The 18,762-nt window shown below is 35.2% G+C and carries 12 protein-coding genes and 3 rRNA genes; all 15 read right to left on the bottom strand.

The window, feature by feature from the left end; genetic code table 11:
- Positions 1 to 20 precede the first annotated feature (20 nt).
- Positions 21 to 1,052, bottom strand: coding sequence for a glycosyltransferase family 2 protein (locus DTL3_RS06145; protein ID WP_045087961.1), 1,032 nt, complete (start codon positions 1,050 to 1,052; stop codon positions 21 to 23).
- Between the two features lie 107 nt (positions 1,053 to 1,159).
- On the bottom strand, positions 1,160 to 2,638 hold the full coding sequence (locus DTL3_RS09475) for a hypothetical protein (protein WP_084217214.1): 1,479 nt from the start codon (positions 2,636 to 2,638) through the stop codon (positions 1,160 to 1,162).
- 57 nt (positions 2,639 to 2,695) lie between these two features.
- Complete coding sequence (locus tag DTL3_RS06135) at positions 2,696 to 3,655, bottom strand: asparagine synthetase A (protein WP_045087960.1); 960 nt, start codon at positions 3,653 to 3,655, stop codon at positions 2,696 to 2,698.
- A 367-nt stretch (positions 3,656 to 4,022) separates the two neighbouring features.
- Positions 4,023 to 4,235: a hypothetical protein gene (locus tag DTL3_RS06130; protein WP_045087959.1), complete on the bottom strand. Its 213-nt coding sequence runs from the start codon at positions 4,233 to 4,235 to the stop codon at positions 4,023 to 4,025.
- 679 nt (positions 4,236 to 4,914) lie between these two features.
- Positions 4,915 to 5,027, bottom strand: a 5S ribosomal RNA gene (rrf, locus tag DTL3_RS06125).
- Between the two features lie 42 nt (positions 5,028 to 5,069).
- A 23S ribosomal RNA gene (locus DTL3_RS06120) occupies positions 5,070 to 7,995 on the bottom strand.
- Between the two features lie 127 nt (positions 7,996 to 8,122).
- Positions 8,123 to 9,634: ribosomal RNA gene (locus DTL3_RS06115) — 16S ribosomal RNA — on the bottom strand.
- The 16S, 23S and 5S rRNA genes sit together here, the layout of an rRNA operon.
- A 273-nt stretch (positions 9,635 to 9,907) precedes the next feature.
- Positions 9,908 to 10,429, bottom strand: a complete 522-nt coding sequence (locus DTL3_RS06110; RefSeq protein ID WP_045087958.1) for a hypothetical protein — start codon at positions 10,427 to 10,429, stop codon at positions 9,908 to 9,910.
- A 214-nt stretch (positions 10,430 to 10,643) separates the two neighbouring features.
- On the bottom strand, positions 10,644 to 11,426 hold the full coding sequence (locus tag DTL3_RS06105) for a DUF4895 domain-containing protein (RefSeq protein ID WP_045087957.1): 783 nt from the start codon (positions 11,424 to 11,426) through the stop codon (positions 10,644 to 10,646).
- Position 11,427: 1 nt separating this feature from the next.
- A complete protein-coding gene (uvrC, locus tag DTL3_RS06100; RefSeq protein ID WP_052670407.1) occupies positions 11,428 to 13,152 on the bottom strand; it encodes an excinuclease ABC subunit UvrC in 1,725 nt (574 codons plus the stop codon).
- A gap of 18 nt (positions 13,153 to 13,170) precedes the next feature.
- Positions 13,171 to 13,704, bottom strand: a complete 534-nt coding sequence (locus DTL3_RS06095; protein WP_052670406.1) for a DUF501 domain-containing protein — start codon at positions 13,702 to 13,704, stop codon at positions 13,171 to 13,173.
- Positions 13,671 to 14,525: a 50S ribosomal protein L11 methyltransferase gene (locus DTL3_RS06090; protein ID WP_052670405.1), complete on the bottom strand. Its 855-nt coding sequence runs from the start codon at positions 14,523 to 14,525 to the stop codon at positions 13,671 to 13,673. Before DTL3_RS06090 ends, DTL3_RS06095 begins: the two co-directional genes overlap by 34 nt.
- A complete protein-coding gene (locus DTL3_RS06085) occupies positions 14,518 to 15,060 on the bottom strand; it encodes a folate family ECF transporter S component (protein WP_045087955.1) in 543 nt (180 codons plus the stop codon). Before DTL3_RS06085 ends, DTL3_RS06090 begins: the two co-directional genes overlap by 8 nt.
- A 55-nt stretch (positions 15,061 to 15,115) precedes the next feature.
- The gene (locus tag DTL3_RS06080; protein WP_045087954.1) at positions 15,116 to 15,547 is read right to left on the bottom strand and encodes a hypothetical protein; all 432 of its coding nucleotides are present in this window, start codon (positions 15,545 to 15,547) and stop codon (positions 15,116 to 15,118) included.
- A gap of 625 nt (positions 15,548 to 16,172) precedes the next feature.
- Complete coding sequence (locus DTL3_RS06075) at positions 16,173 to 18,686, bottom strand: adenosylcobalamin-dependent ribonucleoside-diphosphate reductase (RefSeq protein ID WP_045087953.1); 2,514 nt, start codon at positions 18,684 to 18,686, stop codon at positions 16,173 to 16,175.
- Positions 18,687 to 18,762 lie beyond the last annotated feature (76 nt).

The following is an 18,762-nucleotide window of genomic DNA, read 5'->3' as shown; positions in this document are numbered from 1 at the left end:
GAAAAATCGATTATTGTTCATTACTTATTAAACACAAAAGCATTTCTTACTAGACTCCATAAGGTTCCAATTCCATAAGACAGATGTAACAATAAAAAAGATACCATACTACAAAAAAATAATGAAATTTTTCTTTCCCTTATCGAATAATTTAATGAAAAATAGCTATCTAAAATTAAATAAAATATAAGTGGTAATGAAAAAACTATTTTTAAAGCATTATTTCTACTTATAATTAGAAGTAATATTAATATTATTAAATATGTAACAAAGAAAAATGGTACAAAATGTCTCAAAGATAAACCATGAGGAGTGTAACGTAAAGTTAGAATGTTCCAGTAACCGTTGGAAAAATTTTTCTTTAAAAATTTCTTATAATTAGTAGGCACGTAATAAATATTTATTACTGGCAAAAGAAAAATTTTCAAACCGTTTTTTCTCATACGGTAATTAAATTCAATATCCTGATTTCTCAATAATCTTTCATCAAAGTATCCTATTTTTTCAAAAACCTCTTTTCTATAGCATGCATATGCAACTGTATCTACTTCTATAGGATAATCATGTAAATATCTGTGTTTGGAGGCAGTCCCAAAAGAAGAAGAATAAGAATATGCTATAGATTTTTGAAGTACACTTTTTTGATCAAGAGGCTGTGCTAAGGACACTCCTCCAACCGCATATGCATCGTCGTTATTAAGTAAAAAATCGATCGATTGCTTAAGATAAGACTGATCAAAGATAGTGTGACCACCTGCAATCATTATAATATTCCCTTTACTTTTTTTAATCCCTAAATTAAGTCCATGAGGGGTAAAAACTTTATCGTTGATTATTAATTTAATATTTGAATGAGTTTTAATAAATGTTCTAACAATATTCTGAGTTTCATCTGTAGACATACCATCTACTACAAGTATTTCATCTGGCATCCTAGATTGATTAATCAAAGAGTTTAAACATTTTTCAATTGTATTTTCTTCATTTTTACATACTAGAACTACACTAATAATAGTTTCAATATTCTCTAACAAAATATCTACACCTTTCATAAAATACTATGCTTATTAACCACTATTATATAACAAGATTTTATTAAAATTAATTACAAAATAAAAAACCCCTTATTAAGAAGGGGATTTTTGACTTTTATTATCAATTAATATCTATGATATCTTCTAGAAGTTATTTTAAGTTCAACGTTCTTCTCCTTTAATTCGTCTAAATATTTACTATATGCAGGTAAATGAGGAGGAATAATCACTTTCTTTATATCTTTTTCAAGGATTAAATTGACAATTTTTTCTGAATTAATAGAAGAATCAAAGATAAGTGTACCTTGAGAAAAATTCTCTTCAAATCGTTCCATAATATTTGAAAGAATATTTAAGGAAATCTCCCTATCAACACAAGCCTGATTACCACAGTATATTTTATGACCTTTAATATAGACTACTGTATCCGACCTGTGATTTTTTGCTACTTCAAAAGCAATTTTTTCAATATCTGAAAAGGTTTCTAAATCTGAAGCAAGATTTACTGATCTCTGTTTAACCACCAGATCATCATCTATAACATAATCTTCTTTTCGATACACTGTTTTTTTATGCATTTTTAAAATCATGGGTTTGAATGACAGAAAGCGTTCCTTGTCACTAATATTTAATGAGGTTAGTAAACAATCATGTCTAGAATATTTTAACTCATCTAATACATCTTCATCATCAGAATAAATTACTCCACCTTTCCAATTTTTAACAAACTTAACAAATTCTTTTTTTTCATCATCGTTAGGTTCTACTATCCCGTAAATAAAAACCCCTTTTTTAGAAAAACCTATAAAATTCGATTGAGTAAGACTGACTAAAGAAAAAAGCAATTTAATATCTTTCAAGATTCTTAATGTAGGTTTTTTATGTGGAGTAAGGTTTTCTAAACAATCTATAAAACTATTTTCACCTAGAAATTTCATTAACATCGCTTCTTGTAATGGATTTGCTCCAAACCGTAATTCTCCCAATATCTCAAAAAATTCATGATCAAATTTTTCAGCTGCGAACAATTCGGAAAATACTTTGTGAATAGTGGCATCATATTTAGAAGTTGAAAAAAAGACCTTCAAAGACAATTTGCGTCTCAACTGCAATGGAACATCTCCACAATCTTCTAAATTCTCTAATACAGTTTCATAATCTTTAGGATCAACAAGTGGAACAACATCTTTGTAATTTTTTGCTGCTGCTCTAACTAATGTATATCCACCTATATCAATAAAATCTAAAAGAGTATCTTCATTTTTTGTTACTTGTATTATTTCATCAAAAGAAGGAAAGTTAACAATTACCATATCAATTTTCTTGATATTAAAGTCAATTAACTCTTTTGCATGTTTTTCGTCACTTGATTTGGCCAAAATCCCCCCTAACAATTTAGGATCAATACTCTTTATCCTTCCTCCTAATATTTCAGGAAAACCAATAAAATCTGACATTTTTATGGTCTTTATACCTTTTTCATTTAGAAAATTAGAAGTACCTTCGGTACATATTATCTCAACACCATTATCATATAAAAACTTTGCAAAGTTCTCTAATTTATCCTTGTTATATACGGAAATTATGGCTCTTTTTATGTTCATTTAATAATTCCTCCAATAGATTGAATATATATATTTTTTGCAACTAGCTCCTGTGGTTTATATAGAAAATTGACCCGGTACTTTTGCAAATAATCTAGTTTTTTCAACATGTTCCAATCCCATTATATAACGAGTAAATCGCTCTATGCCTATCCCACACCCTGCAGATGGCCGCAAATAACCTTTTCTTGCTATTTTTAAATAATCTTCATAACTATCTAAATTGTTTCCTTTTAACTTAATTCTTTTAACAATTTGATCATACTCATATTCACGTTCTCCACCAGATATCCCCTCACCAAATCCTTCAGGATAAATCAAATCAAAATCTAAAAGAGTGTCTGGTTCCAAAGGATTTTGTTTATCATAAAATTCTCTTTCTTCTATAGGCATATCAATTAACCAAACAGGCTCTGTTGACTTTTCAGAAATAATTTTTTCATAGTCATCACCAAACCTTTTTTTCGCTTCTTTGACAGAAATCCTATTAAAAGGCTTTTTTGGAACACTGAGTCCAGGATGATACTTTTTTATCAATTCAGAATGGTCTTGAAGCAAATTATTGATTACAAATATTATTAAATCTTCCATTAAACTCATAATATCTTCTCTTTTAGCATTTTTCACTTCTAAATCCAGCTGAACAAAATCAATCAAATGTCTACCAGATTGTGCCTTCTCTTCTCTTTCTAGTCTCAAATTAGGAGAGAATGAAAATATTTTGTCATGTACTAAAATACCTACCTGTTTTTGAACTATCATGGATTTAGTAATATAATATTTGTGACCATAATAATCTATCTGTGCTTCAAAAACATCTCTATTTAAAGGATCAGTAATTGTAGATACAATTACTGGTAAATACTCTACAAATCCTTCATTGTGAAGAAATTGTCTTGATAGGCCGATAATACCTGACTGAATAATTAAAGCATCTTTATAAGATTCATCTTTTAAATATTTTTCCACTAATTCTACAGAATCAACCTTTCTTCCCTCTTTTTTTACTAACTCCATTACATGTTCCCTCCCTATAATTTTAAGATATGTTAGTAATAATATTTTTAAAATTACATTTAATTATTAGTTAAGTTTTTATATTAATTAATAAAAATAAAAACCGGCGCTGATTTTTTATGTTTCAGCGCCGGCAACCTTTATATAACAATACTACAGCGATAATTGCCGACGCTGTGTATTGTTATTATTATTATTATTTAAAACTATGGATAACTGTTTATATGTTGCTTTTGCATATATAAAATCGTTTAACATATAAATCACCTTTCATTTAAACTGAAAAAATTCTATCATAAAAAAAGAAAAAAGTCAAGTTAACGAATTAGATCATATTAATAATATTAAAAACTCTCTAATACAATCATTATATCAGAAAGATTATCAGTCTATAAATCAGAATCACAACTAAAAGTATTAAAGTTATAGGTAAAGCAATAGTAATAAATCCAAAAAATACTAAACAAGCAAGAACAATTCCAACAATTATTGCTATCACCCTCCAAATAACAGGAAAAAATAGAAAAGACAGGATTACTATAAAAACAATACCTAACAAAGCTAAAATAGTTTTTAACATGCTAAGTACCCCCTTCTCATCAAATTTTTAGTATCTTTATAACCTCTAAAATTTAGATTTTACAAATATTTATTGTACTACTTTTTTAAAATTATTTTCATCTATAATCCCAATTAATTATGAATTCATCTGACTTCTTCAATAATTTTACCAAGAAATGAGTGAGGGCTCCGCCCTTGACCCATTATAAATCCAAAAATAATATTTCTAGAATACCTTTATTTCTAATTTAGTACTTGTACCAAGAAATGAGTGAGGGCTTCGCCCTTGACCCATTATAAATCCAAAAATAATATTTCTAGAATACCTTTATTTCTAATTTAGTACTTGTACCAAAAAATGAGTGAGGGCTCCGCCCTTGACCCATTATAAATCTAAAAATAATATTTCTAAAATACCTTTATTTCTAATTTAGTACTTGTACCAAGAAATGAGTGAGGGCTCCGCCCTTGACCCATTATAAATTCAAAAATAATATTTCTAGAATACCTTTATTCTATAATTTGGTACTTACAAAATTTATATTAATTATTATAACACACAAAAATAAAAACGAACGAAATAGCAAAAAAAAATACCGCGTTATGAAAACGCGGTATTTCTATTTAAAGGGGTGGGACATATGGGGAAATATGGTATGAAAAAAGTTACGTTCAACATCGCATATCTAAAATTGAAAGGGGGGCAATACCTACTCTCGCACGTTTTACCGTACTACCATCGGCACGATACGGCTTAACCGTCAGGTTCGGAATGGAGCTGGGTGTGTCCCGTACCGTTATCTTCACCCCCCATTATTCTTTTCATTTTTGTTCACTCATAAGTGCATAGGTTCCGTCCAAAGCCTCGGGCTATTAGTACCGCTCAGCTCAATGCCTCTCGACACTTACACTTGCGGCCTATCTATGTCCTCTTCTCGAACTGCCCTTACCTCTTTTTCAAGAGTGGGAAGCCTCTTCTTAGGGCCCGTTTCCCGCTTAGATGCTTTCAGCGGTTATCGGTTATATGTGTTGGCTACTCAGCTTTTGCCACTTGCATGACAGCTGATTCACCAGTGACATACTCACTCCGGTCCTCTCGTACTAGGAGCAACCCCCTTCAAGCTTCCTGCGCCCGCAGCAGATAGGGACCGAACTGTCTTACGACGTTCTGAACCCAGCTCACGTACCGCTTTAATGGGCGAACAGCCCAACCCTTGGGACCGACTTCAGCCCCAGGTTGCGATGAGCCGACATCGAGGTGCCAATCCACGCCGTCGATGTGAACTCTCGGGCGTGATTAGCCTGTTATCCCCGGGGTAACTTTTATCCGTTGATCGACGGCCCTTCCTCTCAGAACCGCCGGGTCACTAAGTCCAGGTTTCCCTCCTGTTCGACCTGTCAGTCTCTCAGTCAGGCAGGCTTTTGCCTTTGCACTCTTCAGTGGATTACCAACCCACTTGAGCCTACCTTCGAGCACCTCCGTTACCTTTTAGGAGGCAACCGCCCCAGTTAAACTGCCCGCCTAACACTGTCCGGATCAAGCTCTTCACTTTACTCCGTTAGTAACCCACCACTGTAAGGGCGGTATCCCACTGCCGGCTCCCCCTAGCCTGGCGACCAGGGTTCTCAGCCTCCCGCCTATCCTGTACATACAGCGATAGATTACAATGTCAGGTTACAGTAAAACTCCACGGGGTCTTTCCGTCTAGCTGCGGGTCCTCGGCATCTTCACCGAGACTGTAATTTCACCGGATCCTTCGTTAAGACAGCTCCCCAGTCGTTACGCCATTCATGCAGGTCGGAACTTACCCGACAAGGAATTTCGCTACCTTAGGACCGTTATAGTTACGGCCGCCGTTTACCGGGGCTTCAGTTCGGAGCTTTCACCCCTCCCCTTAACCTTCCGGCACTGGGCAGGCGTCAGTCCCTATACGTCCACTTCCGTGTTCGCAGAGACCTGTGTTTTTGGTAAACAGTCGCTAGGGACTTGTCACTGCGGCTCTGTACCAGCGTTTCCACCAGCACAGTCCACCCCTTCTCCCGAAGTTACGGGGCCTTTTTGCCTAGTTCCTTAACGAAGGTTATTCCGCTCCCCTTAGCCTTCTAAGCCAGTCTACCTGTGTCGGTTTGCAGAACGGGCTGTATATAACTCATACGCTACACGAGGCTTTTCTCGACAGTTTGATTAGCCACCGTTGGCCTTACGGCCTCCCCATCACGACTCCTCCTCCACCGGCGGTTTTCCCTACCGGCTTCTCAGGCATCGTCGCTTGGAAGACTTGCAACTTAATCTCGGCAGCTTCACCTCCTGTGTCACCCCTTGTAACTCGTTATATACAGGCACGGGATTCTTTACCCGTTGTCCATCGGTTACCTCTTTCGAGTTCACCTTAGGTCCCGGCTTACCCTGGGCGGACGACCCTTCCCCAGGTACCCTTAGACTTTAGGGGTGGGAGATTCTCACTCCCATCTCGTTACTCATGCCTGCATTCTCTCTTGTGCTTCGTCCAGATGACTTCTCAATCACCCTTCTCCCTATCGCACAACGCTCCCCTACCTATAACCTTTCGGTTATACCGTAGCTTCGGTGTGTGGCTTTAGCTCCGTTTCATTTTCGGCGCAGTCCCCTTCTATCGGTGAGCTGTTACGCACTCTTTAAAGGTTGGCTGCTTCTAAGCCAACCTCCCGACTGTCTCAAGAGGTCCACTTCCTTTCCCACTTAGCCACTTCTTCGGAACCTTAGCTGTCGGTCTGGGCTTTTTCCCTCTCGACCATGAAGCTTATACCCCACAGTCTTTCTCCCTGTCATCCAGTTAAGGCATTCGGAGTTTGGTTGGTTTCAGAGGTCACCCCCCTACGCCATCCAGTGCTCTACCTCCTTAACTTTCTTCTACAGAGGCCGTGCCTACACACGTTTCGGGGAGAACCAGCTATCTCCAGGTTCGTTTAGCTTTTCACTCCTACCCACACGTCATCTGAGAATTTTTCACTATCCACCAGTTCGGGCCTCCACTTGGTTTTACCCAAGCTTCACCCTGCGCATGGGTAGCTCACCTGGCTTCGGGTCTATGTCTAATGACTTTCGCACTATTCATACTCGGTTTCCCTGCGGCTTCACCTTCTCCGGCTTAACCTCGCCATTAAACATAACTCGCAGGCTCATTAATCAAAAGGAACGCGGTCACTTCCGCTCCCGCTTCCTGTAGGCATACGGTTTCAGGTTCTCTTTCACTCCCCTCCCGGGGTGCTTTTCACCTTTCCCTCACGGTACTTATCCTCTATCGCTCTGCTAGAGTATTTAGCCTTGGATGGAGGTCCACCCGGATTCACGCGGGATTTCTCGTGTCCCACGCTACTTGGGATTCCAGCAGCTGTGTCATAAGTTTACGTGTACGGGACTTTCACCCTCTTCGGTAGGATTTCCCAATCCTTTCCACTTACCTTATTTCCTCAGCCCCCTATCGGACAGTCGGGTAGCTGGATCCCTCTACCCACATACGACAACGCCTGTCCGCTTTTCCATCGTATGTGTTTGGGCTCTTCCCCTTTCGCTCGCCACTACTTAGGGAATCTCGTTTGATTTCTTTTCGCCTGGGTACTAAGATGTTTCCCTTCCCCAGTTTCGCTTCCTTTTCAGGATGCCTTTCGGCAGGTTTCCCCATTCGGATATCTGCGGATCTTTGCTCGCTTGCAGCTCCCCGCAGCTTTTCGCAGCTGGCCACGTCCTTCTTCGCCTCTAGCTGGCTAGGCATCCACCGTATGCCCTTATTACTTTGGACTAACCTATGCACTTGTCAATGAACAATCGTTTTTATTCTGCGTTTTAATGAACAAAGATAAATCACTCAAAAGTAGATAGAGGGAGTTAAACAAAAATTATTTTTATTTGTGTATATATCTCCTTAGAAAGGAGGTGATCCAGGCGCACCTTCCGGTACACCTACCTTGTTACGACTTCGCCCCCCTCGCCAAGCCCACCTTCAACAGTACCTCCCGTACTGCCTTCAGGTGTTCCCAACTCGGGTGGCGTGACGGGCGGTGTGTACAAGGCCCGGGAACGTATTCACCGCAGTTTGGCTGACCTGCGATTACTAGCGATTCCGACTTCATGTAGGCGGGTTGCAGCCTACAATCCGTATTTCGGAGAGTTTTTTTAGGATCCGCTCCACCTCTCGGCTTCGCTTCCCTTTGTCCCCTCCATTGTAGCACGTGTGTCGCCCAGAGTATAAGGGGCACGCTTACCTGACGTCATCCCCTCCTTCCTCCGCCTCGTCGGCGGCAGTCCGATTAGAGTCCTCGCCTTTCCGCGTTAGTAACTAATCGTAGGGGTTGCGCTCGTTGCGGGACTTAACCCAACACCTCACGGCACGAGCTGACGACGGCCGTGCACCACCTGTGTAACCTCCCGCTTTGCAGCAGGCCAGTAGATTTCTCTACCTTCAGTTACATGTCAATCCCTGGTAAGGTTCTTCGGTTACCATCGAATTAAACCACATGCTCCACCGCTTGTGCGGACCCCCGTCAATTCCTTTGAGTTTCATCCTTGCGGACGTACTCCCCAGGCGGCTCACTTAGCGCGTTCGCTTCAGCACAGAGAGTTTATCACTCCCTACACCTAGTGAGCATCGTTTACGGCTAGGACTACCCGGGTATCTAATCCGGTTTGCTCCCCTAGCTTTCGGGCCTCAGCGTCTGGTGCACCCCAGTAGACCGACTTCTCCACCGGCGTTCCTACCCGTATCTGCGGATTTCACCCCTACTCGGGTAATTCCGTCTACCTCTGGTGCCCTCAAGTAATTCAGTTTCATCCGCTAGCCTATCGTTGAGCAATAGGTTTTCACAGATGACTTCTTTTACCGCCTACGCCCCCTTTACGCCCAGTAATTCCGGGTAACGCTTGCCCCCTACGTCTTACCGCGGCTGCTGGCACGTAGTTAGCCGGGACTTTTCCTAGCCTACTTTCTTCTCCTGTGTGTCCACAGGCCTTTTATTCGGCTAGTTCAGAAGTTTACATCCCGAAGGACTTCTTCCTCCACGCGGCGTCGCTGGATCAGGCTTTCGCCCATTGTCCAAGATTCCCCACTGCTGCCTCCCGTAGGAGTAGGGCCCGTCTCTCAGTGCCCTTGTGACCGTTCATGCTCTCACACCGGTTATCCGTCATCGGCTTGGTAAGCTTTTATCTCACCAACTACCTGATGGAGAGTAGGCTCATCCCTCGGCTGTCTCACCACTTTCCCCTCTCGGGCTTATCGAAGTTTACCTACCGTTTCCAGTAGCTATCTCCGTCCAAGGGGTAGATTCCTACCTTTTACTCACCCGTTCGCCACTATCCTAAGCTCGCGCTTAGAACCGTTCGACTTGCATGTGTTAGGCACGCCGCCAGCGTTAACCCTGAGCCAGGATCAAACCCTTCATCCTAACTCTTCTTTTCCCTCTATCTACTTTTCAATGATCTCTACTTTTTTCCGCAAAAATCTAATATGCGGCCTTACCACATTTGTTTGTTCGTCCTTTTTTATTTCTTTTCCATTTCTCTTTCATCCTATGTTTCCCTCAACGTTCTATATCTTATCATATTTCTATCTGTCTTGTCAATTGCTTTTTTGTGAAGTTATATATAATTTACTGTTAATTCATCTCTTTCCTCTGTTGATTAATAAAACTAAGCTTAAATTAACTCTATATTTTATCTTATCTTCTAAGCAATACAAATGAATAATAGACGATGAAAAATGAATAAAACAAAAATCCTATTGAAGGCAAATAAAACCATTTATTAGCTCCAAGCTCAGTATTACCAAATAGTTGAATACCCATCCACGCAAGAGAATATCTTACTATTATGTAGGTAATCATAAAAACCATAAAAAATGAATAAAAGAATATTATGAGAGCTATAATTTTATGATTCTTACTTCTTGCTCGTTCTAACGAAAAAAGCTCCAATAACACCCCAAAAATTAAAAGTAATATTGATAAGATAAGTAATTGCCTTGTGTTAAAAGGAAAATTCTGCCCAAGCAAACTATTAACTATAGGCTTTAAATAATTTATTATAGCGATTATCAACATAGAAATAACAGCAATCACTATATTCAATGTTCCAAAAATCATCTCTAAAATGGGATAAGGAGGTTTATCTTTTTTTTCTACCTTTTTATATAGTGGCTCTTTTTTATTTGGTTCATAATAGTAACTTACATCAACCTTCATATCTAATGTCTCCTTTTAAGTCACCTTTGAAAAATGATAATTTTATTCATTTGATGAGATGTTCTTTATTTATGAATTACCTATACCTGTATCTTAACAAAAATAATAAAATCAACCAAACAAGTTGTCAATCAAATACAATTATAGTATTGTTCACTGATATAAATTAAGGAATTACTATCTTGGCCACAAAATTCTCATTAATAAAACTACTCTAATCAATCTCAATTTTATCTATTTCAAGCACAATCTTAGATATTTTTTCAATCATTGTCTCATACAACTCTTGAAAATCAACCTCGGTTATCTTATCTGCTGGAATCTTAAAAACTGCAATTACTGGTTCTTTTATCTTCATTTCAGGAAGTTTGTAAGAATTCTCTAAAAAAGTATACTTTTTCAATACTTTTTCTTTCAGCATCCTACCAAGTTCTATATAAATCGATACTTTATTACTTTCAATATTTTCAGGTAGTTTATACACAATATGGATGTCACTTAAATATGGAAAATAAAAAACTCCATCTACCCATTTTTTGAAATGATCAATTATAAATTGAAGAGTCTTATCATTTATACTCATACTAAGAGAGAGATAATTTTGTCCTTTTAGCTTCTCTGTAAAAATTAGTTTTTTAATGAATCTTTCATCACCATATGCCCTGTAGGCAACCAACTTTAAAGGAGACTGAACAATCCCAAATGAGGTCTCAGGATAGACTATTTTTTTATATTTTTGAGCTATTTCTTTGTATTTTGTTTCTAAAAAAATTGCATTAGGAAATAAAGTTGGATACAAAACACTCATAACTTTACTTGGATGATCTGGTCCTAGAATTTCTATGTTTCTTCCTTCTTTGTCTACTAAAATTGTGTAAACAGGAAAAGTATTACTTTTATCAAATACACTAGCAAAAAAATAGTGTTGAAACTCATCAGCTAACAAACTATTATATTTTTCTAAATAGCTTAATGCATATTGTGTAAGCTCTTTCAATTTATTCCTCTCCTAGATACTCTTTTATTCGTTCGGCTATTATTTGACTTTTCACTACTTTGGCAATTTCTTCAATAGGTGCTTCTCGTATCTTGTTAATACCACCAAAATGTTGAATTAATTGTTTTTTCCTTTTTGGTCCAACCCCAGGAATTTGGTCTAATTTTGTTCTTTCATATCTTTTTGTTCTAAGCCTTCTATTAAATCCTATAGCAAACCTGTGTGTCTCGTCTCTCACGTAAATTAACAATCGCAAAACTGGGTGATCTAAGGGTAAGTGTAGGTCAGGAATTTCTCCTGGAAATACTATTCTTTCGTCCTCCTTAGCTATCCCGACTACATCAACATCTTTTAAAGAAAAACCTATTTCTTCCAGCGCTTCTACTGCAGAATTTACTTGACCCTTGCCTCCGTCGATAAACAATAGATCAGGAAGCGAGTAGTTACTATATCTTCTTTTAATAACTGCTTTTATACTTTCGTAGTCATCCGGAATTTTTATGTTATCAAGCCTATACTTTCTATAATTCTCCTTTTTAGGTTTTCCATTTTCAAAGCAAACAACTGACGCAACTGTATATAATCCCTGTAAATGAGAAATATCGATTCCTTCAATTACATTCGGTATTTTTTTTAGAGATAGTATTTCTTTCGTTAACTTTAAAGAGCTGCTTAGATCTTTTTGTCTCTTGATTTCTTCATTAAGATTTTTGTAGGCTATATCATAAAGCTTCGAATTTTTTCCAATTTTTTCAATCCTTTTTAATCCTTTTTCTGATAAAAAATTAAGTATATCCTCATCAACTTTTTCTTCATACATAGTCAAAATAGTAGTAGGCAATTCGTTGTTTCTTACTATATAATATTGATGCAAAAAGTCATTTAACTTTCCTTCCAAAGTAAAAGATAATTTTGATATTAAATATCCTTTTCTTACTATAAGTACGACATACACTGGAGGTTCATACATGATAATATCAATATTGACCCCATTTTTGTATTCTACAGCTACTTCTTCAAATAAGCTTTCAAGTTTATACAAAGTATCTCTCATTTGAGCAGCTTTTTCAAAATTTTTTAATTCTGCATATTCTATCATCATTTTATTCAAATAATTTTCTACTTCACTTATATTTCCAGAAAGAAAATCTATAACTTTCTTTACGGATTTGTTATAAATATCCTCATCAACATCTGTGTAGCAAGGACCATAGCATTTTCCTAAATGGTATAGAAAACATGGTTTGCTTTTTCTTTCTAAATTTCTATTACAACTTCTTACTTTATATACACTTTGAAGTACTTCTATCACGTCTTTTACAAATTTAACATCTGAATATGGTCCGAAATATCTTCCTTTTTCTTCCTTTTTAACTCTGACATACTTTATTCTAGGATATCTTTCTTCAGTAACTAGTATGTATGGATAAACTCTTGTGTCTTTAAGCATAATGTTATATTTTGGTTTATGGATATAAATTAGATTTGCCTCTAAGATAAAGGCTTGATTTTCGTTTGAAGTTACAATATAATCTAAATTTACAGCCTCTTCTAGCATTATTGGAACTTTTTCATATCCTATATAATTATTTTTATTAAAATATGAAGATACTCTATTTTTAAGATTTTTAGCTTTTCCTATATAGATAGGTTCACCATCAATATTTTTAAAAACATAAACTCCGGGTTTTTTAGGTATATCTTTCAAAACAATTCTATCTATCAATTCATTTTTCACCTCTTACTAACTAATGAAACTTTTACATCTTTCATCTAAGCAATTCTTTTCAGAAATCATATTGCTTACAATTTGCCCTATGGGATTTGGTTCTTTTGATAAAAAAGAAGCCAAATGCATATGAAGACATTTTATTTTATTAAAGTCAGCAGTTCCACCAATTCCGCTTTCTTCAATTTTCTTCTTAATGTTGCGAGGTAATTGTTCTAATTGATCTCCTAATATTATTACCCGCTTTTTTATTTCTTCAAGATGAGCTTGAAAGAGTTGTTCTTTCAATTCAGAGTTTTCAAATACTTTTTTCTCAAGAGTCGCTATCAAACTTTCCGATTCGAGCTTAGAAACAACTTCAACTAAATAGGGACACGTAACCCAATACAGTGTAGGAAAAGGTTTATTATCTTTAAGAGGATAACATTGTATTACTTGGGGATAATTATACTTACATCTTAATGTAATCGATAGAATATTATCTACTTTTCTGTTTAACTGATTATAAATAATATCTAAATCACTTTTTGAAACCAAAGAGCAACCCAACCAACATCCTCCATTCTTTTTTTAAGCTCTAAACCATATTTTTTTGCCTCTGTTAACATTATATCTTCTTTTTCCTTTATTATACCTGAAAAGACAATATTGGCTTTGTTATTTAAAATAATATGAAACTTAGGATCTTCAATCAATTCTATTAAAACTTCTGCTATAATATTCGAAACTAATATATCATATTTTATATCTGTATTTATATCTTTCAATAGATCTGATTTTTGAATGTCAATGTCTACCTTATTTAATTTAGCAGCCTCTTGGGCTTTTTCAACCGCAAAAATGTCGTTATCTACTGCCTTTACATATCTTGCTCCCATTTTTTTAGCATAAACAGCTAAGATGCCGCTACCTGTACCTACATCTAAAACATACTTACCTTCACAGCCAATTTCACTTAACAATTTAGCAGCCAACTTAGTAGTTGTATGAGTTCCAGTTCCAAATGCACTTCCTGGAACGATGTTAAGAACAAGCCCTGGTTTTTCAACCTTTTTATCTAAATAAGGATTTATCCAAACTCCGTCAATAAACTCAAAAACCTTGACTGATTTTATCCATTCATCGAGCCAATTTTTTTCCTCAAGTATTTGGTCAGCTACTAACTCCAAATTATATTTAGCTAATCTGGATAGGACTTCTTTTTCGTACTCATCTTTAAGGTTAAAATATAATTTCAACAGGTTTATAGATCGTTCCGCATCTTCTTCAATAAAAAACTTTGAAAAATCGATCATGTTTAGATCTTCAATAATTAATGATTCTGCCTCTTTATCTTTTAGTTTATAAATCACTTCACGGTATTTACCCATCTGAATTCTCCTTAATTAGTCTGTTTAATTGCGGAACACGGGTTAGTATCAATTGTATGATTAAAGGATTTAGAAAAAATAAGGCTACGAAGCCTCCTATTCTTGGTGGCATAAGAACAACATATGGAACTCCAAATGCCTGATGTATAAAAAATGGAGTTAAAGTGATTCCAACTATTTCTCCTGCTACACAGGAGAAAGCTAAACTCCAGTAATTAATCTTTTTCTTAAATCCATATTTAAATACAAGACCTGGTAACAAACCATACAAAGCTTTCGTCAAGGTAAATTGCGGTAAAAAGGGTCCTACCGGATTTATCCAATATCCCAATAAATCTTCAAAAGAACCTACCAACATTCCACTTAAAGGTCCAAATAAATACGATGATAGATAAACTGGAATAGTACCAAAACCAAATCTAATAACCTCGACATTTCCTATAGGAATCCTTATTGATAATACTCTAGTTAAAATCATTGAAAGAACTATAAATAAAGAATTTAATATTAACTTATAGGATTTTCTTGCTGGCATTCAAAAATCGTACTCCTTTTTATTTGTCATTAATCAATAATAATCAATTTACTACCTAATCACTAAAAATAGATAATCGTAAAGGCGTTATTGTTTCATCATTTTTATCATATTTATTAGAATAATCATCTAATTCTTGTATATTCCAATCAAATACCGTCAAATAACATTCCCCATTCTTTTCTTCACTAAATAAGGCTGGGAATCCATCATCAACTTCTGAACTTTCTTCATCAAACAAGCTTATTTCACTTAAAATGCTGTACGCTTTGATTTCAACTATTGTTTTGATATTGTCAATAAATAATAAAAAGTTGTCAATATCTTCATCAGACTCAAACTCTAAAGGAAAATGTATTGGAACAATTTGATTATCAATATCATAAGTAGATAAAAAATCATTCATCTCTTTGGAAAGTTCTTCATCATATCCATTTATCTCGGATAGAAAAGCAGTTTTTGATTCTTCTGTAAAGTTAATCCACAAAAAGATTATCGGATGAACATGATGTTCATGGACTAAATCAGTTTTTTTTACATAATCAATTAAATATTTATGAAATTCTGGGTATTTTATAATTATCCCTCCCTAACATTTATTATTACTCATTTTAAAAATTCTAAAATCTGCATTATATTTATGTTTTGGATTTTCTTATTTCTACAAAATGTCTATCTACTTCTAATCTTCACTAACTCTTAATTTCTTTAAACTTATCGGTACTTGTGCCAAAGAAGATGGGAGAGCTTGGCACTGGACACATTATAAATTCAAACATTCGTTTCCTTGAAAATCATTATTTCTAAATTCACTATAGTAAAACAAATCTTATAATTCAATATTACTCTATTTCTCAGATTTTATAAAACATAATATTAAAAAAACAGTCGCTCGAATAATTTAGTAGTTTATGAATAAAAATAAGTTCCTCTTAAGTCAACCTATGTTTTAATTATACCATGTTTTAACGTTTTTAGCTTTCTTTTTGTTTTTGTAAAAATTAAATATATATATATTTTTTGAGTTATAGATAAATAGTTAAAATAAAACCTACGCTTTTAAAATCAAAGCGTAGATTTTGTTATTTGTCTTAAGCATACTAAAAACTAAATTAAGAACATTTTGACCAACCACACGTAGTACAGCTTACACATCCTGATTCATTAATTAATGAATTTTTTGAAAGACAGTTAGGACAGTATCTATTACCCTCAAGATCTATATAATATCCATCTTCATATTTTAAATCATTGGCAAAAACAAATTTTTCAACTTCTTCCTTTGTTTTTGGAACACCAGTTCTAATTAATTCGTATTCGCCTATAGATTTTCCCCACAATTCTTTAAAGTCATTTAACGCCTTAGTGATTTCTTCTGCAAGTCCTTTACAATATTGACCTTTAACTTTTTTTAATTGTTCAATAATCTCTTCTGTAGAAACACCAGCTCGTAAAGCTATCGAAGAAAGCCTACCAATAACTTCTGCTGTTTCAGTTCCATCTGATAAAAATATTTCTATAGCCTCTCCTAAGTCATCAAAAGATACCGTTACATAAACTGTATTCCCGTTGTATCTAAACTTTCTTGTGACACTTCTAAGCGTTTCTTTTCTTGGCCTTGCACGCAGTTTATGTTTTTCATCCAATACAAAAAAGGTAACATTTTGTCTTACATTTTTTTTATCATTTTCTGACGTCGTCGTTAGCACCTGGGTTTCAAGGCTTCCATCTCTGTAGATTGTAAGACCTTTTACATTTAAATCTAAAGCTTTTAAATACATAGATTTTACATCATCAATAGTTGCAGTATTTGGCATATTAATAGTTTTTGAGCATGATGCATCTAAATAACTTTGAATAACATGTTGAGCTAATAAATGATCTTCAGGTGAAATATCTACAGCTGTCACAAAAATTTTTTTAATATCATCGGGAATGGATTTTATATGTTGTATGCTTCCTTTTTTTACTATTTCTTCTTTTATCTCATCTGTTATAAGAGCTCCAACCTTTTCTATCAAAACAGGGTTTATATATGTGAGAGGTACTCTCTCTCCCTCTTTATTTGTCATATATCTAATGTAAGAAAGTAAAAAATTAGGTTCTATTCCACTTGAAGTATCGGCCAAATTAGAAATTGAACCAGTAGGAGCAACTGTGTTAGTTTGAACATTTCTTTTATACTGTTTTGCTTCACCATAAAAATGTTCTCTTATTTTGTCATTCCATATTTTTATATCTTTATCTATTTGGTCATCTAACATAGCAAAAGGAATAAACCCATTTGGATACTTTGACTTTTCAAAATCAGGGAAGTTCCCCCTCTCTTTAGCCAATCCAGTACTGGCCAAATGAGAATAATAAGCTAATTGTGCTGTAACTTTTGCCATAAATTTTCTTCCATCTTCTGAATTATACGGAATTTCTTTTTTATAAAGAGCATCTGCTAAACCCATAATTCCCAATCCAACAAATCGTTGCCTTCTTGTGATTTCTTCTATTTCTTTAAGTGGAAAAACATTAGCCTCAACAACATCATCTAGGAATCTAACAGCCCAATACACTATTTCTTTAAATTCTTCACCTGTTGAGGATGTTGGATTCCCAAGGTCTATCTTTTCAACCAACTTTGAAATATCTAAAGATCCTAAATTACAGCTTCCAAAAGGTGGTAAGGGTTCTTCACCACATGGATTAGTAGCAGTTACAGGAGTATATTCGCTCATTGCGTAGTACTCATTGTGTCTCCCCAGAAAAAGAACTCCAGGGTCTCCAGTCTTCCATGCATTTTCAGCCATTTTATCAATAAGTTCTCTAGCCTTAACTTTTTTCTGAATTTTTGAGTCCGGATGTTTTAGTAATAATTCTTCATCATTTTCTATAAGTCTTTTAAATGTGCTTGGATTATCTATGTTAATAGAAATATTGAAGTAATTTAGAACATTGTTCCCTTTGTTATCCTTTTTGGAATTAATAAATTCGAAAACATCTGGATGATCATACCTAAGTACAGCCATTTGCGCGGCTCTTCTTGAACCGCCTTGTTCTATTGTGGAAGCAGCTACATTAAAAACATGCATAAAGCTAACTGGACCGGAAGATTTGCCTCCTGTACCTGCTATAGAGGAACCTTTAGGACGCAAGACAGAAAAATCATATCCCACTCCTCCACCATATTTCATTATTAGGGCAGCATTTTTAACTGCATCAAATATAGAAGCTAGAGAGTCTTCCATTGGAACAACAAAACAAGCAGATAACATGTTGTGTTTAGTACGTAAATTAAATATTTGTTTATAATCATCAATAGTCATATCTTCAATTGCTTTATTAAAGAATTGTTTATCTATAGTTTTCCCAGCATTGAATAAAGTTGGACTATTAGGAATAAAGATTCTTGATCGTATCAGTTTATAAAAAATGGTCTCGGCTTTTTGTATTTCTTTAACATCTTGGCTAAAGTTAATTTCTGCACTGGCCACATGTCTTGCAACCCTCTTTGCCACTTCATCCCATGTGTTTTCAATATAATTACCATCTGCGTCCTTTAAAAAATATCTATCTTGAAGAATTGCCATAGCGTTCTGGGATATTTCTTTATTTAACCAATCATCTATAACTCGCATAAACAAAACCCCCTCTTCACAATATATAGTATAATTGTATGATAACACATCAACATATTGTGAAGCAAGGGGGTCT

The sequence above is a fragment of the Defluviitoga tunisiensis genome (genome assembly GCF_000953715.1).
Taxonomy (GTDB): Bacteria; Thermotogota; Thermotogae; order Petrotogales; family Petrotogaceae; genus Defluviitoga; species Defluviitoga tunisiensis.
Note: the sequence above shows the minus strand (reverse complement) of the source record. Positions and strands in the feature narration are given on the sequence as shown.